The sequence below is a fragment of the Hungatella sp. SL.1.14 genome (genome assembly GCF_024460495.1).
GTDB lineage: Bacteria > Bacillota > Clostridia > Lachnospirales > Lachnospiraceae > Hungatella > Hungatella hathewayi.
The window spans coordinates 283,539-306,116 of record NZ_JANFYJ010000003.1; the positions used below are offsets into that span (position 1 = coordinate 283,539).

General features: G+C 51.3%; 19 protein-coding genes. 14 read left to right on the forward strand and 5 right to left on the reverse strand.

Annotated features, from left to right (window positions below):
- Positions 1 to 4 precede the first annotated feature (4 nt).
- Entirely contained in the window at positions 5 to 1,945 is a 1,941-nt protein-coding gene (locus tag NE473_RS05230; protein WP_022033536.1) for an FAD-dependent oxidoreductase, read from the forward strand.
- A gap of 86 nt (positions 1,946 to 2,031) precedes the next feature.
- On the opposite strand, the gene NE473_RS05235 is transcribed toward NE473_RS05230, so the two are convergent.
- Positions 2,032 to 2,958, reverse strand: coding sequence for a hypothetical protein (locus tag NE473_RS05235; protein WP_055651633.1), 927 nt, complete (start codon positions 2,956 to 2,958; stop codon positions 2,032 to 2,034).
- A gap of 386 nt (positions 2,959 to 3,344) precedes the next feature.
- On the opposite strand from NE473_RS05235, the gene NE473_RS05240 reads away from it, so the two are divergent.
- Both NE473_RS05240 and NE473_RS05245 read left to right on the forward strand, forming a co-directional pair.
- Positions 3,345 to 4,493: a PucR family transcriptional regulator gene (locus NE473_RS05240; RefSeq protein WP_022033534.1), complete on the forward strand. Its 1,149-nt coding sequence runs from the start codon at positions 3,345 to 3,347 to the stop codon at positions 4,491 to 4,493.
- Positions 4,494 to 4,642: 149 nt separating this feature from the next.
- Positions 4,643 to 5,005 carry a hypothetical protein gene (locus tag NE473_RS05245; protein WP_278320663.1) on the forward strand — a complete coding sequence of 121 codons (363 nt, stop codon included), beginning with the start codon at positions 4,643 to 4,645 and terminating at the stop codon, positions 5,003 to 5,005.
- 90 nt (positions 5,006 to 5,095) lie between these two features.
- Here the strand turns inward: NE473_RS05245 and NE473_RS05250 are convergent, their stop codons facing one another.
- From NE473_RS05250 to NE473_RS05260, 3 genes are read right to left on the reverse strand one after another with little or no spacing between them, the layout of a single operon-like run.
- Complete coding sequence (locus tag NE473_RS05250) at positions 5,096 to 5,959, reverse strand: LysM peptidoglycan-binding domain-containing protein (RefSeq protein ID WP_243145788.1); 864 nt, start codon at positions 5,957 to 5,959, stop codon at positions 5,096 to 5,098.
- 29 nt (positions 5,960 to 5,988) lie between these two features.
- A complete protein-coding gene (locus NE473_RS05255) occupies positions 5,989 to 7,329 on the reverse strand; it encodes a sensor histidine kinase (RefSeq protein ID WP_055651635.1) in 1,341 nt (446 codons plus the stop codon).
- Entirely contained in the window at positions 7,322 to 8,011 is a 690-nt protein-coding gene (locus NE473_RS05260; protein WP_055651636.1) for a response regulator transcription factor, read from the reverse strand. The genes NE473_RS05255 and NE473_RS05260 overlap by 8 nt, the downstream gene beginning before the upstream one ends.
- Positions 8,012 to 8,176: 165 nt before the next feature.
- Here NE473_RS05260 and NE473_RS05265 point away from each other — a divergent pair, with 165 nt between their 5' ends.
- From NE473_RS05265 to NE473_RS05285, 5 genes are read left to right on the forward strand one after another with little or no spacing between them, the layout of a single operon-like run.
- Entirely contained in the window at positions 8,177 to 10,474 is a 2,298-nt protein-coding gene (locus NE473_RS05265; RefSeq protein WP_055651637.1) for an ABC transporter substrate-binding protein, read from the forward strand.
- The gene (locus NE473_RS05270) at positions 10,464 to 11,324 is read left to right on the forward strand and encodes a carbohydrate ABC transporter permease (RefSeq protein ID WP_055651638.1); all 861 of its coding nucleotides are present in this window, start codon (positions 10,464 to 10,466) and stop codon (positions 11,322 to 11,324) included. The genes NE473_RS05265 and NE473_RS05270 overlap by 11 nt, the downstream gene beginning before the upstream one ends.
- 42 nt (positions 11,325 to 11,366) lie before the next feature.
- Positions 11,367 to 12,242, forward strand: coding sequence for a carbohydrate ABC transporter permease (locus NE473_RS05275; RefSeq protein ID WP_055651639.1), 876 nt, complete (start codon positions 11,367 to 11,369; stop codon positions 12,240 to 12,242).
- A 4-nt stretch (positions 12,243 to 12,246) separates the two neighbouring features.
- Entirely contained in the window at positions 12,247 to 13,944 is a 1,698-nt protein-coding gene (locus NE473_RS05280) for an HlyD family efflux transporter periplasmic adaptor subunit (protein WP_055651640.1), read from the forward strand.
- A gap of 7 nt (positions 13,945 to 13,951) precedes the next feature.
- A complete protein-coding gene (locus tag NE473_RS05285) occupies positions 13,952 to 15,043 on the forward strand; it encodes an ABC transporter permease (RefSeq protein ID WP_055651641.1) in 1,092 nt (363 codons plus the stop codon).
- Here the strand turns inward: NE473_RS05285 and NE473_RS05290 are convergent.
- A complete protein-coding gene (locus tag NE473_RS05290; protein ID WP_055651642.1) occupies positions 14,988 to 16,316 on the reverse strand; it encodes an MATE family efflux transporter in 1,329 nt (442 codons plus the stop codon). The two genes, NE473_RS05285 and NE473_RS05290, sit on opposite strands and share 56 nt — an antisense overlap.
- 102 nt (positions 16,317 to 16,418) lie before the next feature.
- Between NE473_RS05290 and NE473_RS05295 the strand changes: the two genes are divergently transcribed.
- The 6 genes from NE473_RS05295 to nusB all read left to right on the forward strand — a co-directional run bounded on the left by NE473_RS05295 (position 16,419) and on the right by nusB (position 22,573).
- The gene (locus NE473_RS05295; protein ID WP_055651643.1) at positions 16,419 to 17,252 is read left to right on the forward strand and encodes a MerR family transcriptional regulator; all 834 of its coding nucleotides are present in this window, start codon (positions 16,419 to 16,421) and stop codon (positions 17,250 to 17,252) included.
- Between the two features lie 26 nt (positions 17,253 to 17,278).
- Entirely contained in the window at positions 17,279 to 17,809 is a 531-nt protein-coding gene (locus NE473_RS05300; RefSeq protein ID WP_196411658.1) for a carbohydrate-binding protein, read from the forward strand.
- A gap of 260 nt (positions 17,810 to 18,069) precedes the next feature.
- Positions 18,070 to 19,665 carry an ATP-binding cassette domain-containing protein gene (locus tag NE473_RS05305; protein WP_341474574.1) on the forward strand — a complete coding sequence of 532 codons (1,596 nt, stop codon included), beginning with the start codon at positions 18,070 to 18,072 and terminating at the stop codon, positions 19,663 to 19,665.
- 167 nt (positions 19,666 to 19,832) lie between these two features.
- On the forward strand, positions 19,833 to 20,618 hold the full coding sequence (locus tag NE473_RS05310; RefSeq protein ID WP_039890968.1) for an aspartate dehydrogenase domain-containing protein: 786 nt from the start codon (positions 19,833 to 19,835) through the stop codon (positions 20,616 to 20,618).
- A 13-nt stretch (positions 20,619 to 20,631) separates the two neighbouring features.
- On the forward strand, positions 20,632 to 21,537 hold the full coding sequence (locus tag NE473_RS05315; protein WP_055651645.1) for a D-isomer specific 2-hydroxyacid dehydrogenase family protein: 906 nt from the start codon (positions 20,632 to 20,634) through the stop codon (positions 21,535 to 21,537).
- Between the two features lie 592 nt (positions 21,538 to 22,129).
- On the forward strand, positions 22,130 to 22,573 hold the full coding sequence (gene nusB / locus NE473_RS05320; protein ID WP_006771981.1) for a transcription antitermination factor NusB: 444 nt from the start codon (positions 22,130 to 22,132) through the stop codon (positions 22,571 to 22,573).
- The last annotated feature ends 5 nt before the right edge of the window (positions 22,574 to 22,578 follow it).

Below are 22,578 nucleotides of genomic sequence, written 5' to 3' on the forward strand. Positions count from 1 at the left end.
TATCATGAAGAAAATGTTTCCAAAGCTGTTTGAACCGGGGCAGATCGGTACCCTGAGAGTAAAGAACCGTCTGGTAAAGGCGCCTCAGACGACGGGACTCAGCAACAAGGATGGCACCGTGACTCAGAGACTGGTCGATCACTACACCCATCTGGCCGACGGCGGAGCCGGTCTGGTAATTGTGGAATACGCCTATATTGACGACATTGCCAGCAAGTCCTGCCACTGCCAGGTTGGCATCAGCAGCCATGAGCACATTGCGGGGCTGGGCTGGCTGGCGGACAGCATCAAGAACCATGGAGCAAAAGCCGGAATTCAGATCGAACACTGCGGCCGCCAGAGATTCCTGGGACCGCCTATGAAATCAGCTTCCGCGATTCCGTGGCCCATGCTTTACGACCAGTTTCACGCGATCCCGGAGGAATTGACCATCGACGAAATCCAGGTTCTCATCGAGGCCTTTGGAGATGCGGCGAAACGTGCCGTGGATGCCGGCTTTGATCTGGTGGAAATCCACGCGGCTCACGGCTATTTAATCACGAACTTTCTTTCTCCTTTTACGAATAAGAGAGGCGACTGGTACGGCGGATCGAGAGAGAACCGCTTCCGTTTCCTGGGACAGGTGGTGGAAAACTGCCGCAGGAAGGTGGGACCTGATTTCCCGTTAACCGTCCGCTTATCCGGAACGGATTATGAACCGGATGGAATGACCATCGAAGATACCATTTACTATGCGAAAGAGCTGGAGAAACTGGGAATCGATGCCTTCCACATTTCGGGCGGAGATCACCACACCATGATTCACCAGGTAAGCCCCATGGCAATGCCGGTCTGTTACAATGTATGGGCGGCGGAGGCCGTGAAAAAAGAGGTGCACGTTCCTGTTATGGCCTCCGGTTCCATTACGCTTCCTCAGTACGCGGAAGATATTCTGGAGCAGGGAAAGGCAGATTTCATCACGCTGGGACGTCCGATGTGGGCGGACAACGAGTGGGTGAAGAAGGCGATGGAAGACCGTCCGGAGGACATCCGCCCGTGTATCCGCTGCAACGAAGGCTGTCTGCAGAGAAGCTCCTTCCTGGGGCGTACTGTCATGTGTGCAGTGAATCCGGTGCTGGGCTTCGAAGAGGATCTGGCTGTTAAACCGGCGGAAACGAAGAAAAAAGTTGTCATTGCCGGCGGCGGTCCGGCAGGGATGGAAGCTGCCCGCGTTTTAAAGCTGAAAGGCCATGATGTCACCATCTACGAGATGAGAAAACTGGGCGGCTATCTCCACGAGGCGTCGGCCCCTGAATTTAAGGAAGATATCCGGCATCTGATCGATTATCAGATTCACCAGATTGAAAAGCTGGAGATTCCGGTTGTCAGCGAAGAACTGACTCCGGAGATGGTGAAGGCCGGGGGATACGATGTGGTGATATCTGCGGTTGGAGCGGAACCTGTGATTCCGGCGGTTCCGGGTATCGATGGGAAGAATGTGATCAACGCGCTTGCCATTCTGGACCGTCATCCGGAGATCGGTAAAAAGGTGGTGGTCGTTGGAGGAGGAATGATCGGTACGGAGACGGCCATCGATCTCGCTGAAAAAGGCCACGAAGTAACGATTGTGGAGATGAAGGATGCCATTATGGCAGACTGTGCCGTGACGGATGTTATTGCCTATTATGAGAAGATTGGAAGAAACCGCATCGCGGTCATTCCGGGGCTGCGGGTGACGGAGGTGACAGAACAGGGCGTGCGCGGAGTAAATGACCGGACCGGACGCAGAACAGAGCTTCCGGCGGACAGTGTCGTTATCGCGGTAGGATTAAAGCCGCGTCATGCGTTCTACGACACGCTGGCGGGAGAACCAGATCTGGAGGTCTATGAAATCGGCGACTGCGTGAAGGCAGGCAAGATTCTGGATGCGTTCCATACCGCATATAAAACGGCAGTGCGCATTTAATTAATAAGATAAACCTATGAGGCCCTGCAGAAGAGACTGTCTCTTCTGCAGGGCCTCATAAGTATATACTGGCTGCGTATGAGGAATCATACAGGAATCCGGATCCAGAATTTCTCCATATACCTGGCGGCGGTTGGGGAATCCAGTTCCAGCTTTTCCATCAGTTTTTTGAGGGTATCATCATATGAAAGACCGGTTTCCTGATAAGAGGAAATCAGGGCACGGGCCCCTTTTTCAATCCCCTTCTCGATTCCCTTCTCGATCCCCTTCTCGATTCCTTTCTCAACTCCTTTTTCAAACCCATCATTCACCAGCATCTGACCTAATGGTGTCATGAACAGCACCTCCTTTATTTGAGTTAACTCCTGGTTTGACAAAAATTTGTTAGCAAGTGTATACAGGACAGCCTGCATCTTTACGATTTCTCCCTGTGACAGGGCGCCGGATTCCGTAATCAGGCGGTTTGCCAGAATAATGCGGTCTTTTTGATCCGTGGTACCTGACATCAGTGTGGTGAGCAGCAGAGGCACAAGATCTGCCCGGTTCAGCACTTCACCGTTTTTCTGCTTTTCAAACAGTTCATCCGCGTTATTGTTCTTCAGCCGGACAGGGATGATTCTGTAGGTATTATGACCTGTTTTTAATTCATTACGGATTTCCTTTACTGTTGATGAGCAGATCACATAAGTGGTAATATCGACGCGGCAGATATAGGAGGTGACCGCTTCGTAACTGCGAAAACGGCGGAGATCCTCCTCCTTAATACTGTCGCTTTCAAATTCCAGATGAATCCAGCTCCGGTCCGGCTTGATGAAGTTAAAATCTTCATATAACTGCTTTGCCGTCAAATAGACAAATTCTGTCGGACCAACAGTTACGGGTTCCGCCGTAATTCCAAGGTACGACAGAAGTTCATCCCCGAAAAACTGCATGGAACTTTTTAGAACCAGGTCTTCCGCCGGAAAATTGTCAGGAATGTCTTTTGCGGCGTCTGCATCGTTTGTATTGCTCATATAGCCTCCGTTCCAGCTATATAAGAACCTATCTCCATTATAATAGTTTTCAGTAAAACAGACAATAGCCCTGCTTGTTTTATTCGTTTTTGTGGTAATCATGAAATTAATTCCGGTAAGGTGGATTTCTTAAGTCCGAACGGACAGAGAATGCCAGACAGAACAGGCAGATGGAATGCCGGCAGAAGCCGGTTTCCGGCGGCGATAGCTTCTTATAAAGGCTGTCGTCTGTTTTGTATATAGAAGTATAGCATAAGCTGCCTGTTTCAGGCAACCTCATTTATGAAGTTTCCTGCAGTAACGGAGGTGCAGCGAGCTGTCTTTTCCGACGGATTTATGGTAAGATAACAGTAATAAACCAGACTTTTGAAAAGGAGTACCTGCCAATGGAAAAAGAGTCAATTACCTGTTTTCAGTACAAACTGCGTAACCTGGCGTGTGATGGGGAAATTCTTAAGCTGTTAAAGGCGCTTCATGAGCGCTGCGGAGGCCAGTGGGTCTACAGCGTTCATCAGAATTACGAAGTTTACCCGGATACTCCGGAACTCAGTGAAGCGTTTTTCTATCCGGAGTGGTGGAAACGCAGAGTGGTAAGGCCTGCCTTTCCAGGCATTCAGGAGTTTGGCTGGGAGGAAGGGCGGTCATTTCATTTTATTCACAGTTCCCAGACCGTGAACGGGGAGGTGCGCCATCTGCTGCAGATTCGCGGTGAGGAAGAATTTACGGAGGAGGATCATGTGCTGTTGGATTATGCCTGTATTCTGACCGGATATATGAAGGCGCTTCCTGCGGCATCGGAGGGGATCAGTACTCTTATGGGAAATGCGTACAGGGGAATTCGTCCGGAGACAATTCCCGAAGGGGTATTCCCGGAGAATGGGTATGGTATTGTTGTGCTGGAGCGGGGAGACAAAGGTATTTTAAAGCAGCAGGGATACTTGGGATACAGACTCCACCGCAGCTTCCGGAAATGCCTGCGGTATTGTTTCCTGGACGAGACGCATTTGCTGCTGTTTGTCTCTGCTGACAATGTTATGAAGGTGACAGAGCAGCTGGAAGAGATCATTGGATTTGGCGATGATGATATGATTATGGGGATCAGCGGACTTTACAGTGCAGCGGAAATGGACCAGGCTCTGGGAGAGGCACGCCATTCCGTGGAAGTGGGAAATTTAACGGATATGGATCGTACGGTATTTTTTCACTGTGAACTGGGGATATTCCGGATTCTGGATTATCCGAAGCCGGGAAGTCCCGTGAACCGTCTTTTGGATCAGATGACGGAAAAGCTGATGGAATACCCGAAAGAAAAACGGGATGCGTTGTCCGATACCATGTGCTGCTTTGTCAAGAATCATTATAACTACCAGAAGACGGCGGACGCCATGTATGCTCACGTCAACACCATCCGTTACCGTATCAGTCTGCTGGAGAATTTATGGAGCTGCGACCTGCAGAGAGAAGAAGACCGTCTTCTGTTTGAGGTGGTCAGCCGCCTGCTTCCGCTTTGGGTTAAGGAAACCGGATATGAATAACCGGAAGCAGTGTGACGATGGAACGTAACTGTTGACGATTGATACCGCTGCATCATTGGAATTTGATGATTTTGCAGCGGTATTTTTGTTGATGGAAAAAATGAAGGCAACTGCGTTGTAAGAACGATATAAAAATCCAGTACCAGATACTGACCCGACGCCAGACCCCGAATCCGGACCATAATTCCGGTCATAAATCTTCTGGTGGAGGTTCCTCCTGGGCGGTAACCAGTGGAGTACAGGGCTCCTGGAAACAGGATTCCCGCGGCTGGCAGCTCCTGAATGGAGTCTGGTATTACTTAAAGCCGGACGGAGCAATGCTTACAGGCTGGTTATCATCCGGAGATAAGTGGTATTACTTAAATGCAGACGGCTCCATGGCGACAGGCTGGGTTAAGCTGTCCGGGAAATGGTACTACTTAAATCAGAATGGAGATATGGAAACGGCTTCTAAGGAGATCGAAGGAAAGGTATACTCTTTTGATGAAAATGGAGCGTGTGTGAATCCATAAAACAGGTAAAAAGAGAGAAACACCGGTTAACCATACAGATTAACCGGTGTTTCTTTCTTTTTTGTATTCCGTGTTTAAAAGGAATGGTTTTTACTGCCACGCAGCCGCATCGGGAATGATGAGCAGCTGTCCCGGATAAATCCTGTCTGGATTCTTTATTTTGTCACTATTTCGATGCAGGATAAACTGCCAGTTCTCAGAGGAGCCGTAATACTGTATGGCAATCTTCCATAAACTGTCGCCTGCCTTTACTGTGTACGCTTCCCGGTCGGTAGGAATAAGATAGTAGCAGTCAGGCTCCTTTTTATCCAGGTTTGTCACGAATGTGATCTGTGATTCCCAGCTTTCCGTTCTGCCACTCGTCAGGGAACGAACGGTGAGAACCGACGATACCATCAGCGTCTTCTCATCATGGCCGCGCCAGTTATAATCCTGGGGGAGGTCGGGCACCACCGGTATATCTTTCACCTCATTTTTTATGTATCCATACTGTTCCCCCGGGCTTTTTACTTCGGCTGCAGCCTCTGCTCTGTAAAATGTCTCTATGGTTCCGCCGGGAACGGTTGTTTCTGGCCCGGTTTCGTCACTCTCCCCTTTGATCTTATATTCATAAGACAATTCATATCCTTCCGGCATATCCATGTAGAGTTTACCGCTTTTCAAGCTCTGGTATCCAGGACCGTACGGACTTTCCCGGTATTTTGCTCCATGTTCCGATAATATCACATTCTTATAGTGAGTCTCGTATTGTTTCTGGTCTCCTCCGGTCTTTTCGCTTCCGGTCTCTTCTCCCGGGAGCGTGATTACACGGGAATAGTTAAATTGCTCCTGCTGACAGATTTCCATAAATTCCGGCAGCGTTAACGGACTGTCTTTTGCATACGCGGCGAAGGGGGATTCTGCCATCAATCCTGCTGCCAGTAAGAATGTTAGCAGATACGTTTTTCTCATCATGTTTACCTCCGTACTCCATTTTTATTTCATTATAACCCATTTTCGATTATAACAGGCAGTTTTATCCAAAATGTTGCGCCGCCGCCTTCCGTTTCGCCCACCGAGATCCGGCCGCCGTGAAGCACGGCCAGTTCTTTGGCGATGGAGAGTCCCAGGCCGAAATGGCGTTTATCCGTTCTGGAGGAGTCGCCCCGATAGAAACGGTCAAAAATATGCGCCCTGGCTTCAGGAGGAATTCCGCAGCCCTGGTCTGCTACGGAAATGGTCAGCTCCTTCCCGTTTGCGGCAGCGCTTATGGTAATCCCTCTATCTTCAGGGGTATAGGACACAGCGTTGTCTAAAAGGATTGTGAGCAGCTGTTTTAAACGGAAGGAGTCGCCGGTTACATGGGGCAGCGTCTCTTCCGGCAGATCCAGGAACAGCCGGATCCCGCTGCTCCTGCATACCGGTTCATAGAGCTCGTAGGTTTCAATGAGAAGCGTATCCATATCCACGGTTTCCCGTTTGACAGACCAGCTGCCGGCATCCGTGGAAGCGAGAAGCAGCATATCCCCTACAAGTGCGGCCATGCGGCTGCATTCCGCACGTATGTTTTTTAAGTACTGCGTCTGCTTTTCCATACATTCTGCCGATCGCGGGGCAGCAGAACTTTCTTCTGCCGCGGCAATGGCGGTGACACTGGATTCGATGACTGCCAGCGGGGAGCGAAGCTCGTGGGAGGCGGCAGCAATGAATTCGTTCTGGCGCTTCCTGCTCACTTCCACTGGTTCCAGGGATTTCCCTACGAAATACCAGCTGACGAGAAAGAGGGCTGCGATTCCCAGAAGATCGAACAGCAGGAAGCGGGGGCCCTGATCCTTCAACAGGACGATGCCAGGCGTGCGGTATCCCAGGAGAGTCAGGCTCTGGTAACTCCTGGCGGTGGGAAAGACAAGGATTGTGCCATAGTAGGAGTCTTTCTGCTCCCCGGTCACCGTGAAGACCGAACTCTGGATTACCGAGGAGGAGACGGGGCGAACTGCCGGATTGACTTTTTCCTTCAGAGCTTCTTCCCGTGCCAAATCGATGAGCGTCTGCCTGTCTGTGGCCGGGACCCAGGAGCCGGAATAAAGGAAGGGTTCCCGGTTCTCCTCAATATGTATAATCAGCTTTTCAGATGCCTCAGTCTGAGCCAGCCAGCTTCCGGAAATGGTGGAGCCGTACTGCATCCGTGATGCGACGGCCACGATCTGATTCTGGAAGGTCTGCAGGGCGTCTTTTTCTGATACGCGAAGGTTATAGAAAAGAAGTCCGGCGACAACCAGGGTCAGGATGGTCCCTGTGGTTACTGTGTACAAAAGGGTCAGCTTTTTGCGGAGCTCTTTAATCATGGAATTCCTCCAGCCGGTAGCCGACTCCATGGACTGTCTGGATCTTTGCATTTCCATGAAGCGATTTTAAGCGCCGGCGTAAAAAATAGATGTAGTTGTCCAGATTGCCGGCCTCCACCTCGGAATCCGGCCCCCACACATAGGAGAGGATGGCGTTTCGCGGAAGTGTCCGGCCCGCATTTCTCATCAGATATTCCAGGAGCGACGATTCCCGGCCGGATAGCGTGACCGTCTCGGATTCGGCGCCGTTTCTGGTGAGCTCATGCTTGACCGCGTCCAGGCTTAAGTTTCCGACGGCCAGACTGGCCGTGTCTGCGGTCCGTCCGGGCCTGCGGGTGACTGCCCGGATCCTTGCCAGGAGTTCCTCCACCGCAAATGGCTTGACCAGGTAGTCATCCGCGCCTGCGTCCAGCCCGTCGATTCGGTCGCCCAGTCCGTCGAGAGCAGTGGTGATGATGACCGGGGTCATAATGGATTTCTGACGGATCGCCTGCAGCAGGCTTAAACCGTCCAGGCTCGGGAGCATCCGGTCCAAAATCATCACATCGTAGGGATATTCCGTCGCATAGTAGAGGGCGTCGTCCCCCCGGCAGCACTGATCCACCTGATACCCCGCCTGTTCTAACTGCATTGCCACTGTGCTGCACAGCACCTTATCATCTTCTACCAGTAAGATTCTCATCTCAGTAATTCCTGCTTTCTTTCTTATTTTAAATCCGTTGTTTCTTCCATTATACCAGAGAAATCTCTAAAAAATCTAAAAACCAGCTGTTTCCAGTTTTTTTAGAGATTTCTCTGGTATGATTACTTTAAAGGGAAATCCGGAACAGGAGAAAGGAATAAAAATATGAAAAACAGTTGTTTAATTACCTCACTGACTCATACGCAAAGCGTGCGTGTGATTGTACAGAAAACAGCGGCGGTGGCTCTGGCAGCGGTCATGGCGGTCATGACTGCCGGATGCGGGGTGAAGGGCCAGCCGGCCAGCGATGCAACCGGCACGAAGGATGGCACAAAGCAGACCACCGGTGCCAATCCGGGGACGGCGGATACGGCTAAAGGGCGTTATGTGGAACAGGCGGTCGCATTTCCGTTCGAAGATGGAACGGAAGGGGTTCTGGATATTATTCAGGATCAGAACGGGGAGATGGTCCTGTTTACCTTAGTTGGCCAGGAGATGGAAGGAAAAAAGAAAGCCTACCGTTATGACGGATCCACCTGGAAGGAAGATACGGCTTCCCCGGTAAAGGAGCTTCCTGACTCCTACTATCTGGCTTATTCCGCCTACGGCCCGGATGGAACGCTGTATGCGGTGTGTTCGGATTCGGATTATAAGGCACACCTCATAAAACTTGCAGACGGACAGCCCATGCAGGAAATGTCCGTCGGGATTGAAGACGCCATGGTACTGCTGAACGGAATCTATGTCAGCGATGACAGCACCATCCTGATTCCCTCCAATGATCAGGTTATCGTCGTGAGTCCGGATGGCACTGTGGAGAAAAAGCTTCCACAAAAGTCTTCTTTCAGTAATTTCTGTGACAGCCATACTTTGACGGCCCATACCTTTTTGACGACAGGCGACAGGGGATTTCTCCGGTACGATTTAAAATCACTGGCGGAGAAGGAAGTAATCCCGTTCCAGACCGATGAAACCGATCTGTATGGAAGCCTGGCCGGCGGAGACGGGGATGACTTCTACCTTGCCAATGCCAAAGGAATCCATCACATGGCAGATCAGGGAACCATGTGGGAGACCGTCGTGGATGGCTCCCTGAATTCCATGGGCATGCCCAGTGTGTACATAAAACGTCTCCTCATTGGAAGTGATCATGATTTTTACTTATGGTATACAGAGAGTGAAGAACAGAAGCTGGCCCGCTATACGTATGATGCAGAGATGCCTGCCGTTCCGTCTAAAACCCTGACGGTATACGGTCTGAACCTTTCGGAAAATCAGACCGTGAAGCAGGCGGCCTCCCTTTTCCAGATGGAGCATCCCGATGTCCGGGTTGAGCTGATTGACGGAAACAGTGAATCGGGAAGTACCTTAAAATCCGATACGATCCGTTCCTTAAACGCGGAGCTGCTTAACGGCAGCGGCGCCGATGTGCTGGTGCTGGATGGGCTTCCGGTAGAATCCTATATAGAAAAAGGTGTTCTGGAGGATCTGGGCGATATGATTACCCCCATGGCAGAATCAGGAGAGCTCTATCCTAACATAGCGGAGAATTTTACCGGTTCTGACGGCAGTGTCTATCAGTTTCCGGTCCGTGTTGGCATTCCGGTTATCTATGGAAACGAAGCGGTCATAAAGGAAATGGGAACCATCGGCTCCCTCCGGGCGTGGCAGGAAGCAAATCCGGATCAGGCAGTATTTTTTAAGACTGTCTATGAAAATATCCTGCGGCAGATGATCTATCTCTATTATCCGGAGCTGGCAGGAACAGATGCCGGGCAGCTGGATACGGATAAAGTCAGAAACCTTCTGGAGACTGCCAAAATAACGGGAGATGCCGGCGGGAGCAAGGTAGTCTTTGATGAATCGGAGGACGGAGGCCGCGGCCAGGTTTATAACAGCACCGATACGAGAGGTTTTACCGGTCTGGGTGATTACGGGCTGCTGACAAAGACCACAGAAGTCTCTCTGATGGAGCTTGCCAGTATGATGGACGTTATGTCACCGTCCGCCATGATTGATAAGTACGGATATCATCTGGAACAGTTCAATGATATTTACTATCCGAAGGGGCTTTTGGGAGTCACGTCCTTTGGAAAAGAAAAGGAGACGGCGAGAGAGTTTGTCAAATTTGCCCTGTCCCCGAAGGTGCAGGAAGGGGATTTGAGGGATGGATTTACCGTGAGCAGGACGGCCTCCGACGCCTGGAAAAAACGGACTTCCAACATGAGCATCAGTTTCAGCTTTAACGATACCGGAGAGATGCTCAGTGCAGAATACCCGAATGATAAGAAGAAGGAAGAGATCATGGGAATGCTGGATAAGCTCCATACCCCCATTTCTGTGGACGATATACTGCTGGAGATGATAGTCAGTGAAACAAAAGGATATTTTGAAGGAAAACAGACCGCGGCCGAAGCGGCGGGGTTATTTGAAAATAAGGCGAAGCTGTACTATGCGGAATAGCACACAGTCTGGCCGCCTGGCGCGGAAGGCGTACCTGTTTCTGCTGCCGAGTCTGGCGGGGACGGCCGTGTTTGTCCTGCTTCCGTATGTGGATGTAATCCGCAGGTCATTTTTTGAGGCTGCAGGAGGCCGGTTTGTCGCAATGCAGAACTATTTGACCGTCATGGGCAACCGTGCGTTCCGTCTGGCATCGTTTAATACACTCCGTTTTCTGGTGATCTGCGTACCGCTTCTGGTGGTGGTGTCACTGTTTTGCTCCATGATGATTGCGGGATTAAAGGAGGGGGGGACCGTCTTTAAGACGAGTCTCCTCATTCCGCTTGCGATTCCGGTGGCCTCCATCGTCCTTCTGTGGAAGCTGTTTTTCCATCCGCAGGGGCTGGTTAATCAGATTACCGCGCTGTTTGGCATGCCGGGAATGAACTGGATTGACGGAGATACCGCCTTTGGTGTGCTTGTCTTTACTTATGTGTGGAAGAACCTTGGATACGACGTGGTCCTGTGGGTAGCAGGTCTGGCGGCCATACCGGATGAACTCTATGAGGCCGCCAGGGTAGACGGCGCCGGTATTCTGGCCCGCTTTTTATACGTAACGCTGCCGGGCCTGTCGAAGACGGCGGTTCTGGTGGTATCACTTTCTGTATTCAACTCCTTTAAGGTATTCCGGGAAGCGTATTTAATCGCGGGGGAGTATCCGGATGAGAGTATTTACATGCTGCAGCATCTGTTTAACCACTGGTTTGTAACGCTGGATATTCAGAAAATGAGTGCTGCTTCCGTGCTCCTTTTGCTGGCGGTGCTTCTGCCGGTCATTCTGAAAGGACTGATTCCAGGGAGGAAGGAAGCGTGACGGGGATAACGGCAATGATATGGCAGGAAGGAGGAATAAAGCATGAGATGGTTGAGAGAACGGCTGCCGGAGAAGAAGATTCTTCCGCTCGTCAGAAGGCTGATCCTGTCGGCAATCTGCCTGTTTATCTGGCTGCCCCTCCTGATGATGGCAGGGAATTCCTTCCTTTCCAGGGGGGAGATGCTCTCCCGGTTTGGGCCGGTGTTAAACGGAGGGACTAAAACTGTGAAGGTCACTCTGTTTCCGGACTTTCCCACCTTAAGTCCCTTTGTGGAACTGCTTCTGGATTCGCCGGGGTTTTTCGTGATGTTCTGGAACTCCTGTCTGCAGACGGGAGCCGTGCTGTTCGGTCAGATGGTGGTGGCCGTTCCTGCGGCATGGGCGTTTGCCATGTATTCATTTCCGGGAAAAAAGCTTATGTTTATGGGATATATCATACTGATGATACTTCCGTTTCAGGTGCTGATGACGCCGGATTACTTTGTATTAAACCGGCTGCATCTGTTAGATACCCATCTGGCGGTCATTCTGCCGGGGATTTTTTCTACGTTTCCGGTATTTATCATGACACAGTTCTTTTCATCGATTCCTCTGTCGCTGCTGGAAGCGGCGCGTCTGGATGGGGCGGGAGAAGGGGCTGTGTTCATTCGGATCGGTATACCGATGGGATTTCCGGGAATCATGTCTGCCGGAATCCTGGGATTTTTAGAGAGCTGGAATGCGATCGAGGCGCCGATGGCATTTTTGAAGGACCGGACACTCTGGCCGCTCTCCCTGTATCTGCCGGATATTACGGCGGATAAGGTCAGCGTTGCATGGGTAGCGTCCGTGGCGGCTATGGCGCCCCCGCTCTTTCTGTTTCTGGCCGGACAGAGTTTTTTGGAGCAGGGAATTATGGTATCGGGGATAAAGGAGTAGGGAGATGGAGAGAAGAAAAATACGTAAATGGTGCAGAGACGGTTTCCTGGTGTTTCTGGGGGCCATGGCGGTCTTTACCGTTCTTTCCAGAAGCCTGGATTCCCTGACGGTGCCGCAGGTTGGAACCTCCTATGGTAAGATGGGAAACGTAACTTATGAGATGAATGGGGAAGGGAAATTTACAGCATCAGGAATCACGTATCTGAATCCGGAGGAAGGGCTGAAGGTTCAGTCTGTTGAGAAAACAGCCGGGCAGAAGGTGGAGGCGGGAGAGGTGCTTTTTACCTATCAGATGGAGGGGATTCAGAAGAAGAGGGAAGAACTGGCTCTTTCTGTCGAAAAGATGAAGCTGGAGCTCGATCAGTCTGCGGTGCGTTCCAAACAGATTCCGGGCATATCCGAGGAGACGCTTGCCGTGCAGTCACTGGAAGCGGCAAAGCGGGCTCTCGACTTCGGGTATCAGGATCTGGAGGAAATAAAGCGGGACAGTGAGGAAAAGCTTGCGGATCTTAAACGGGATTACAATCAGAGCATGACCCGGTCTGAGGAGGAGATGGAGGAGGAGACCAGGAGACAGTACCGCACTGCCGAAAGGGCCTATGATGCTGCCGTAGCCAGGAAGGAAAGCGCCGTCAGGAAAGCAGAGCGGGAGGTGGCCGACTGCGAGGAGAAGCTGGCCCGCCTGGAAGAGGAGGGCGCCTCAGACGAAGAGACAGAGAAAGCCCGAAAGGCTCTGGACCGTGCAAATGAGGATCTGGAAGAAGTGCGGGAAGAGCAGTCGTTAAACGTGGCTGAGGCAAAAGCGGCTTTAAACAGTGCGGAGGAAGACTACGGCGATGTCAGTGCCGGAAGGAGAACAGCCGCGGAAGCCTTAAAGAGCAGCTACGAAGCTTCCGTCCAGGCGGTAGAGGCACAGATCAAGGCCGGAGAAAAGGCTGTGAGGGACTTGGAGGAAGCACTCAGCCAGGCGGAACTGGCGGTAACCAATGCGCGGGCCAGGGACGCGGTGACAGCGGCGGAAAATGGGAAGGAGCAGACAGCAGCCAGCCTGGACCGTCAGGGAAAGCAGCTGGATATCACAAAGGCGGAAACGCAGCTAAAAGAACTGGAAGCACTGGAAGCAGCCGGCGGCGCAGTGACGGCTCCCGTGGCAGGTGTGGTGACAGAGCTATCCGTCGTTCCGGGAAAGACCGTGACGGGGGAGGCGCTTGTGGCAATCGGAGACGGGAAGCTGAAATTTGAGGGAACGGTGGATAAGAAACTGGGGGAACTGATTACTGCAGGTACAAAGATCAGCTTACAGTACGGGGAGTCCAGGAGAGCCTGTGAAGCGGTGGTGGAGAGCGTGGACTTTTTATCGGAGGAGGAACAGGCCCGTTTTACCGCATCAGCCCGGGAAGATGTGGGAGTTCTGGGTGCGACGGCCGCATTTTCAATCAATCTGGCATCCCGGCAGTATAATCAGGTCATTCCCATCGCAGGGCTCAGACAGGAATCGGATGGGTACTATGTTCTGGTGGTAAAACCGCAGAAGACGATTCTCGGCGAAGAGCTGACGGCGGAAAAGGTTCCTGTGGAATTACTGGAAAAAAGCAGCAGCCAGGCGGCTGTAGAGGGTGCATTTGGCAATACGGACCGGCTGATCGTATCCAGCAGCAGGATCATTGAGGCAGGCGACCGTGTCAGATTATCCGGAGAGTGAGAGAACAATGAACAGGCTTAAAAGATGGAGCAAAACGTGCAGAGCCGCCAGAGTCAAAACCGTATGTCTGGCAATGCTTCTGCCGGCTGCCCTGTGGGGGATTTCCCTGTGGCAGGGAGAGAAGACAGCACCCTACGCCGGAGATATCCAGATTCGCTACCATGGTCAGGGAATATCCAGGCAGACACTGGAGCAAATAACGGAAGCCGGGCTTAAGCAGGAGAACAAAACATTTCCGGAGACTGCGGCGTGGAGCGTGGAATACGATGTGGAGGCCAGAAATCCGGTGCTTAATTTTAAACAGGATGTAACCTGTATCATGGTCAGGGGAGAGATGGATCAGATTGTAAAGGACCGGCTGGCGGCCGGCACCTATGGCTTTGGAGATGATGATGAGGGCTGCGTCGTAAGCAGTAAGACAGCATGGGAACTGTTCGGTTCCACCAATGTGACGGGCAGTTGGATTACCGTAAAGGGCCAACGCTTTGTCATACGGGGAGTGACGGCTGCTTCCTATCCGATGGTGATTCTTCCGGCAAAGCGGCTGGAGACCGGATTCTTTTCCAACATCTCCTTTTCTTACTCTGGTCAGGAGGGGCTGGAAGGGCAGGCGGAGGAAATGATCATGCGGTTTGGGCTGCCGGGGCATGGAATCAGGATAAACGGGAGCATGTATTATGCGGTCGTCAGGTTTTTCTATACGCTGCCCGGCTGGGCCCTGCTCCTTAGCTTCGGACTTTTTGCCCGGCGGGTAAAGATGGGCAAAAAGCGGCTGTGGAACGTCTTTTCATTTGCAGTGACTGCCGGAATCGCGGCAGTTCTGCTCTGGTATGGCTGCCGGTTCCCGGGAGATTTTATTCCGTCCCGGTGGTCGGATTTTTCTTTTTATGCCGAAAAATTCAGGCAGGTGAGAGAGAACCTGTTTGACATAGCCACGCTGCCGAAGACCCGGTGGGATGTGGAGATGATACGCGCATTTAAGGCCTCCGTATTCTGTTCGGCCGGCGCGGCGCTGTCAATCATAACGGGAAATCTTTTGGTTTCTATCGATAACCATACGTTTTCGCATGTCTTTTTAAAAAGTAAAGACAAAGTATAAATCCGCCCGCCTCTGCAGCCGGAACGGCCAGCCAGACTCCGTCAAGCCCCATGATCAGGGGAAGGAACAGCAGGCATAAGACGATCAGGCAGAGCGTGCGCACAAAGGAAATAACAGCGGATACTTTTCCGTTCGATAAAGCGGTAAACAGAGCCGATGAAAAGATATTGACGCCGGAAAATAAGTAGCCGAACGCGAATACCATGAATCCGTGGCGTGCCAGATCGTATACAGCCGTGCCGGGGTGTGCAAAAATCGTTACGATGATTCCTCCGCCCAGCTGTGCAGTTAAAAATACAAGGATTGAAGTCACACCGGTGAAGAGGAAGGAAGTATTAAATACCTGTTTTAACTGTTTCGTGTTGCGGCTTCCGTAATTGTAGCTGATTACAGGTGAGACTCCCTGCGAAAATCCCATGTACAGCGCGTTTAAAAGGAACTGGGAGTACTGGATAATGGTAATGGCCGCCACGCCGTCTTCTCCCGCATAGTGCATCATCAGAAGGTTGAACAGGAACGTGATAATGCCGGAGGATAAATTGGTCACCATCTCCGAGGAACCGTTTATCAGTGTTTCTTTTAATTCTGCCGCTGTTAGACGGGGGCTTACCAGCCACAGTGCCCTGCGGGAAACGGCAAAGTAGATCAGGCCGAACACCGCGGGAATCATATAGCCGGTCACGGTAGCGATGGCTGCGCCCGCCACGCCCAGCTTAAGCGGTACGATGAGGACATAATCCAGGACCGCATTGCTGATGCCGGCCAGTACCGTGAGGAAGAGACCCAGTCCGGGCCGTCCCTCCGTGATGAAGTACATCTGGAACAGAATCTGCAGCATCAGCGCCGGAGCGAAGGCCATCTGCCATCTCATATACGTCATGCAGTCGCTCATCAGTAAGTCGCTGGCTCCCAGAAGACGTACCAGTGGTTCTGCAAAGAGATTGCCGAGGATCGCCGTTACGGCTCCGACAAGGATATTCAAATATACAATGGAGGTAAACGCAGCCCGTGCATTCCCGGGCTTTCCTTCGCCCATCTTTTTGGCAACGATGGCGCAGCTGCCGGTGGAAAACATGACTGCAATACCGAGCACAATGTTGATGGCCGGGTAAACGATATTAATGGATGAAAGCGCATTGGTTCCGACGAAACGCGATACAAAGACCCCGTCTATAATCGTATAGAGGGAGGTAAATATCATCATGACGGTCGTCGGCAGTGCAAACATCATGAGGGATCCGAATGTAAATTTTTTTGCCAGTGAATAATTCATATAATTTCTCCTGAGTTTCTTGTAAATTTCAGCCGCATGGACTATCATATGGTATAGGGCAGGCCGATAGTCAAGAGGAGAAAATGAGAAAGGAATCACAAGATGGAAAAACAGTCGGAGCTGTATTTTACGACAGGGGAGTTTGCAAAAATTTTGGGAGTCAAGAAGCACACGCTGTTTCATTATGATGAAATCGGATTGTTTTCACCGGCGGTGAAGGATGAGGAGAACCATTACCGGTATTATTTTGTATGGCAGATGGATACATTTGAGGTGATACGGGCGCTGCAGAAGCTGGGGATGCCTCTTGGCGAGATCAGGGAATATATGGAGACGCGGTCGCCGGAGCATTTTCTGGCGCTGGTGGATCAGAAGGAGGTTGAAATTGACCAGGAGATTGAACGGCTGAAGAATATGAAGCGTTTTATGGAGTGGGAGCGAGCGACCATCAGGGAGGCGCTGGAGGCCGAGGTGGATAAGCCGATGCTGGCGGAAAGAGGACAGGAATATCTGTTTTCTTCCGAGGTAAATCTCACGGGAGAGAGGAAGCTGGCGGAGGAGATTGCCCACCATGTCAGGGTCTGTGAGCAGTATCATATCAGTATGAACGCGGTGGGGGCAGTCTGTCTGGGGAAAGATTTAGAGGCGGGAAAATATGACCGCTATCGAAGCGTCTACACGCGGCTGGATAAACGCATTCCGGCGCTGAAGCCGTATGTGAAGCCGGCGGGAACCTATGTGGAGCTGTATTACCGCGGTTACGATGGTGATATGGGAAAGGCGTATCCGGTTATCAGAGCGTTTGCCGAGGAGCAGGGAATCAGCCTGGACGAGATGTGGTATGAAGATCTTCTTCTGGATGAATTGACGGTCAGAGATACCGCGGATTACGTTGTAAAGGTGGCCGTACGTGTAAAATCAACATTTGCCTTTTGAATCCGGTATGTTATAATGCTGATAATGTGAAATATGGGATCAGGAAGCCCTGCGGCCCAAACCAGGGCCCTCTCCCGGGAGCAGGAACGTATCCGGCATACATTGCCTGCAACTTATACTGCCGGGATGAGTCCCCCTTCACTGCTCTCCCCGGAGAATGGCTAGACTGCCGCTTCCCCAAAATCACCCAGGATGGATGCGACGGTTCTGAAACACAGGGCTTCATAGCCAACCTGCGGGATGGCGCGGCCGCCGGCTTTGAATATTTCTCCTGCTATGGCATAAAACAGGTGACCGTAACCACCCGGGGCTTGGGAAGCGGAGTGATCGAACTCCTGACAGCCTGGGATGGAAAGCCTGTCGGAGAAATTCCGGTTACAAGCTCCAACGAATGGAAAAACCACAAAGGCGATCTTACAATTCCGGATGGAGTACACGCCCTTTATTTCAGATACAGGGGCAAACGAAACATTAGCTTTCATTCATTTACGTTAAAGGGCAGCTCCCCCTTGACAAAACATGCTGCTTTATCGTATACTGCGGATAGCACCACATAAAATATAAAAACAGGAAAGAAGGTTCTGTCGGAAGATGATGACAAAATAATGACGAAGAAAAGGCTGAGAAACACTGAGTTAAAGGGCATGCTCCACTGGAAAGATGCGGAGACGGTGCCTGGTATTCTATGCCATTTCGTCCGGTCATCAGGGAAAATTCCGTACAGACATGAGTTTGTGCAGATTTTGTTCTGCGCGTGTTTCCTCATACGTATAGAATCTTGTATCCCTTCCGGACGATTGGCCGGGAGGGATATTTTATGTTACAGATGTTACAGATAAAACAACTGACGATAACACATAAAAAGGATTTGAGGGTAATTGTAAAGGATTTCAGCTTGGTCTTAAATCCCGGAGACAAAGCGGTTTTGATCGGGGAAGAGGGAAATGGAAAGAGTACGCTTCTAAAATGGATTTATAATCCTGAACTGATTGAGGGGTATACGGAGACGCAGGGCGAACGAATCTGTACAGGGGAACACCCGGGCTATCTGCCCCAGGAGCTGCCGGCAGAGGAAAAGGAAAAAACCGTATATGAATATTTTTGCGGGGAGGACGCCTTTGGCCTGCAGACGCCCAGGGAACTGACCCATTTAGCCGGGCAGCTGAAGCTTCCGCCTGATTTTTTCTACCGGGATCAGAAGATGGACACGCTTTCCGGCGGAGAAAAGGTGAAGGCGCAGATGGCGCGGCTTCTCATGGCCCGGCCCACCATCCTGCTGCTGGATGAGCCCTCTAATGACATTGACATCGAAACGCTGGAATGGCTGGAAAAGCTGATTATGGAAGCGCTCCAGCCGGTATTATTTATCTCTCACGATGAGATGTTGATCGAGCGGACCGCCAATATGGTAATCCATATCGAACAGCTGAAGCGAAAAACGGAAAGCCGCTGCAGTATAGCGAAAACCGGCTACCGCCAGTACGCAAAAAATCGTGCGGAGCAGCTTGCAAGTCAGGAACAGCGGGCGTTAGGTGAGCGCAGGGAAGAGAAAAAACGGCAGGAGAAATTCCGCAGGATTGAGCAGGCGGTGAACCATGATTTGAACAGCATGACCCGTCAGAATCCCCACGGCGGTTACTTGTTGAAAAAGAAGATGAAAGCGGTAAAATCTCTGGAAAAGAGATATGAACGGGAAGCTTTAGACAGGACGGAGATCCCGGAGACAGAGGATGCCATATTTTTTAAGCTGGGAGAAGCGGTAAAAATGCCCGCCGGAAAAACCGTTCTGGAATTTTCCCTGGACCGTCTCCTGACACCGGTCTCGGGGGAAGAGGAGCCGCGTCTTCTGGCGGAGCATCTGTTCCTGCGGATAAAGGGAGGAGAACGGGTCTGCATCACCGGAAAAAACGGTGCAGGCAAGACGACACTGCTGAAACAGATGGCAGAGCAGCTTTTAAGCCGGACCGATGTCCGGGCCTGCTATATGCCACAGAATTATGAGGATCTTCTGGAGCCTGACCGGACGCCGGTGGACTTTCTGTCCGAGACCGGAGACAAGGAAGAGACGACACGGATTCGGACGTATCTGGGTTCTATGAAATATACCGTTGATGAAATGAACGCTCCGATGTCGGAGCTGTCCGGCGGCCAGAAAGCAAAGGTGCTTCTGCTGAAAATGAGCCTGTCGGGGGCGGATGTCCTGATTCTGGATGAACCGACCCGCAACTTTTCCCCGCTGTCGGGGCCGGTGATCCGAGCGATCCTGCGCCAGTACCGGGGAGCCATTTTGAGCATTTCCCATGACCGGAAATATATCGAAGAGGTCTGTACTGCCGTTTACCAGCTGACGCCTGGGGGACTGGTCAGAATGGAGACAGAGAAACAGCAGTGTGACCGGAACGGGCAGGATTGATTCGGAACATTGGCACTGACAGCGGGGAAAAGAGAGGTTCCTTGAACTGGAATTTCGTGGTATACTAGGCAGGTATGGAGACCGGCCGCGATGGGAAACCGTGGCCGATTCTTCGATTGAATGAAAATCAGGTGACCGCAGCAGCAGGCGGCCGAAGGGAGTTAATCATGAGCAGGTTGAAACTTGGAATCCTGGGCAGTGGGTATCTGGGAGGAATTATAGCGGACGCGTGGAAAAACGGGTATTTGGATGAGTACGAGCTGGTGGGAATCGCGGGCCGCAGTGAGGAGAAGACAAAGGCTCTGGCGGAAAGAGCGGGATGCAGGCCGTGCGCGGATGTGGACGAGCTTCTGGCACTGAAACCAGATTACATAGCGGAGGCAGCCTCCGTTGCCGCGGTAAAAGGAATGGCCGTCAAGGCCCTTTCTGCGGGAACCAGCATCATTGTGCTGTCAATCGGTGCATTTGCGGATCAGGATTTTTATGAGGAAGTGAAGCGGACAGCCATGAAACATGGGACAAAGGTACATATTGCGTCCGGCGCGGTGGGCGGCTTTGATGTACTGCGTACGGTTTCGCTGATGGGAGACGCGGTTTCCGGGATCGAGACGAGGAAGGGGCCGAAATCACTGATGAATACGCCTCTGTTTGAAGAACATCTCATGACGGACACGGAGGAAACCCGGGTATTCACAGGCAATGCGAAGGAAGCGATTGCGCTTCTGCCGACCAAGGTTAATGTGGCAGTGGCGGCCTCTCTGGCTACAACGGGGCCGGAGCAGACAAAGGTAACGATTCACAGCATTCCCGGATTTGTGGGAGATGACCATAAGATTACGGCGGAGATTCCGGGGGTAAAGGCGGTCGTGGATATCTACTCCGCCGACAGTGCGATTGCGGGCTGGAGCGTCGTGGCGGTTCTTCGCAATCTGGTGTCGCCGATTGTATTTTAGGGAGGATGAGAACATGTTTAAAAAACTGGTGGCCATAGAGCCGGTGAGCCTGGTGGAAGAGGCGGAAAAGGAACTGCGTCAGTACGCAGAGGAAGTCGTCATGTACGGTGACGTGCCGGCAGATGATGATGAGATTATCCAGAGAATCGGGGATGCAGACGGCGTTCTGCTCAGTTATACCTCAAAAATTAACAGCTGTGTCTTTGAACACTGTCCTGGCATCCGATATGTGGGTATGTGCTGCAGCCTGTATTCCAAAGAGAGTGCGAACGTGGATATCGCCTGGGCGGAGGAACACGGCGTTACCGTGAAAGGCATCCGGGACTATGGCGACAGGGGGGTGGTGGAATACGTGATCTGTGAACTGGTGCGTTTCCTTCACGGGTATGACAGACCCATGTGGAAGGAGATGCCGGTGGAGATTACGGGGCTTAAGGTCGGCATGGCAGGAATGGGCGTTTCCGGCGGAATGATCGCTGAAGCCATGAAGTTTATGGGCGCAGAAGTCTCTTATTTCAGCAGGAGCCGAAAGCCGGACTATGAGGCAAAAGGCATGGTATACCGTCCGCTCACCGAACTGCTGGAGCAGTCGGAGGTCGTATTTGCCTGCTTAAACAAAAATGTAATTCTCATGCACGAGGAGGAATTTAAGGCGCTGGGCAATGGAAAGATCCTGTTTAACACCTCCATTGGGCCTGCCTTTGAAGCGGAAGATTTAAAGAACTGGCTGGATGGGGGAAATAATTACTTTGCCTGTGATACAGCCGGAGCCATCGGCGATCCGACGGGAGAGCTTTTAAACCACCCGAGAGTGTTCTGCACGAATTATTCGGCTGGAAGGACGAAGCAGGCGTTTGGACTTCTGAGTGAGAAGGTGCTTTATAATATCAGGGAGTATTTGGGGAATGCAAATGCATAGTCCCGGATAAAGCCGGACAAACAGACATATCCCAATCAGGCGGCGGACCGGGCAGGAAGTAAACGGCAATTGATTGGCAGGATTGTGATATAAAAGGGCAGAAACGGGATAGTGCTTTGCGGGGAAACAGATTATAATGATACTTACAGAGACGAAGCGGAGATGAACAGAAGTTCGTTTTTTCAGGACGAAGGACCGGTTTTTGTAAATAATTCATAATAAAAAGGGGCGAATACTTCTGTGTTTGCCCCTAAACCCCATTTGAGAATGTGTCAGAAAAATGCAGCAGGCTTAACGCCTGTTTTTTTTGTGTAAGCGGAGAAACCTGCCTGTAATAATCTTTATGCATTTTTTCTGTATAATTTTTCTGATAAAAACTGAGAATGGAAGTAATTGCCGGAAAAATGAACAGGATCAGGATTACTCCGGGGATAAAATCCCCGAAAAGTATTGTGGAAAAATGCGCATTAAGGTATAATGAACCCAATACGCAAAGGAATGAATTCCTGCTCTGAGCAGGTATTGTGAACTTTGAACGTGGAAGCAAAGTGAAAAATAATGATCGAATTATGATACAGGAGGACCATAACCCATGACCAGGAGTAAACTGCGTGAACACTGCTTTAAGATGCTTTTCTGTGCCGATTTCTATCCGGCAGAGGAAAAAGAGGAGCAGATAGAACGGTATTTTGATGAGCCGAAGGAAGATGAGACGACTCCGGAAGGGGTGGAAGAGATTCTTCATGATGTGGAGATGAGTCCGGAAGAGGAAAGCTATTTAAAGACCAAGACGGAAGCTGTTATGCGGAAGATTCCGGAGCTGGATGAGAAGATCGATGCGGTGGCCGAAGGATGGAAGACGAAGAGAATGGGAAAGGCGGAGCTTACGATTCTGCGCCTTGCGTTATATGAGATTTTATACGATGAGGAAGTGCCGGAAAAGGTAGCGATCAACGAGGCGGTGGAGCTGGCGAAGCGGTTCGGCGGGAATGAAGCTCCGGCGTTTATCAACGGAGTTCTGGCAAAGCTGGTGTAACGGCC

What these genes read in the sequence shown, in the direction of transcription:
- NE473_RS05230 (WP_022033536.1), top strand. Translation starts at nt 5, where the DNA reads ATGAAGAAAATGTTTCCAAAGCTGTTTGAACCGGGGCAGATCGGTACC.
- NE473_RS05235 (WP_055651633.1), bottom strand. Translation starts at nt 2,958, where the DNA reads ATGAGCAATACAAACGATGCAGACGCCGCAAAAGACATTCCTGACAAT.
- NE473_RS05240 (WP_022033534.1), top strand. Translation starts at nt 3,345, where the DNA reads ATGGAAAAAGAGTCAATTACCTGTTTTCAGTACAAACTGCGTAACCTG.
- NE473_RS05250 (WP_243145788.1), bottom strand. Translation starts at nt 5,959, where the DNA reads ATGATGAGAAAAACGTATCTGCTAACATTCTTACTGGCAGCAGGATTG.
- NE473_RS05255 (WP_055651635.1), bottom strand. Translation starts at nt 7,329, where the DNA reads ATGATTAAAGAGCTCCGCAAAAAGCTGACCCTTTTGTACACAGTAACC.
- NE473_RS05260 (WP_055651636.1), bottom strand. Translation starts at nt 8,011, where the DNA reads ATGAGAATCTTACTGGTAGAAGATGATAAGGTGCTGTGCAGCACAGTG.
- NE473_RS05265 (WP_055651637.1), top strand. Translation starts at nt 8,177, where the DNA reads ATGAAAAACAGTTGTTTAATTACCTCACTGACTCATACGCAAAGCGTG.
- NE473_RS05270 (WP_055651638.1), top strand. Translation starts at nt 10,464, where the DNA reads ATGCGGAATAGCACACAGTCTGGCCGCCTGGCGCGGAAGGCGTACCTG.
- NE473_RS05275 (WP_055651639.1), top strand. Translation starts at nt 11,367, where the DNA reads ATGAGATGGTTGAGAGAACGGCTGCCGGAGAAGAAGATTCTTCCGCTC.
- NE473_RS05280 (WP_055651640.1), top strand. Translation starts at nt 12,247, where the DNA reads ATGGAGAGAAGAAAAATACGTAAATGGTGCAGAGACGGTTTCCTGGTG.
- NE473_RS05285 (WP_055651641.1), top strand. Translation starts at nt 13,952, where the DNA reads ATGAACAGGCTTAAAAGATGGAGCAAAACGTGCAGAGCCGCCAGAGTC.
- NE473_RS05290 (WP_055651642.1), bottom strand. Translation starts at nt 16,316, where the DNA reads ATGAATTATTCACTGGCAAAAAAATTTACATTCGGATCCCTCATGATG.
- NE473_RS05295 (WP_055651643.1), top strand. Translation starts at nt 16,419, where the DNA reads ATGGAAAAACAGTCGGAGCTGTATTTTACGACAGGGGAGTTTGCAAAA.
- NE473_RS05305 (WP_341474574.1), top strand. Translation starts at nt 18,070, where the DNA reads ATGTTACAGATGTTACAGATAAAACAACTGACGATAACACATAAAAAG.
- NE473_RS05310 (WP_039890968.1), top strand. Translation starts at nt 19,833, where the DNA reads ATGAGCAGGTTGAAACTTGGAATCCTGGGCAGTGGGTATCTGGGAGGA.
- NE473_RS05315 (WP_055651645.1), top strand. Translation starts at nt 20,632, where the DNA reads ATGTTTAAAAAACTGGTGGCCATAGAGCCGGTGAGCCTGGTGGAAGAG.
- nusB (WP_006771981.1), top strand. Translation starts at nt 22,130, where the DNA reads ATGACCAGGAGTAAACTGCGTGAACACTGCTTTAAGATGCTTTTCTGT.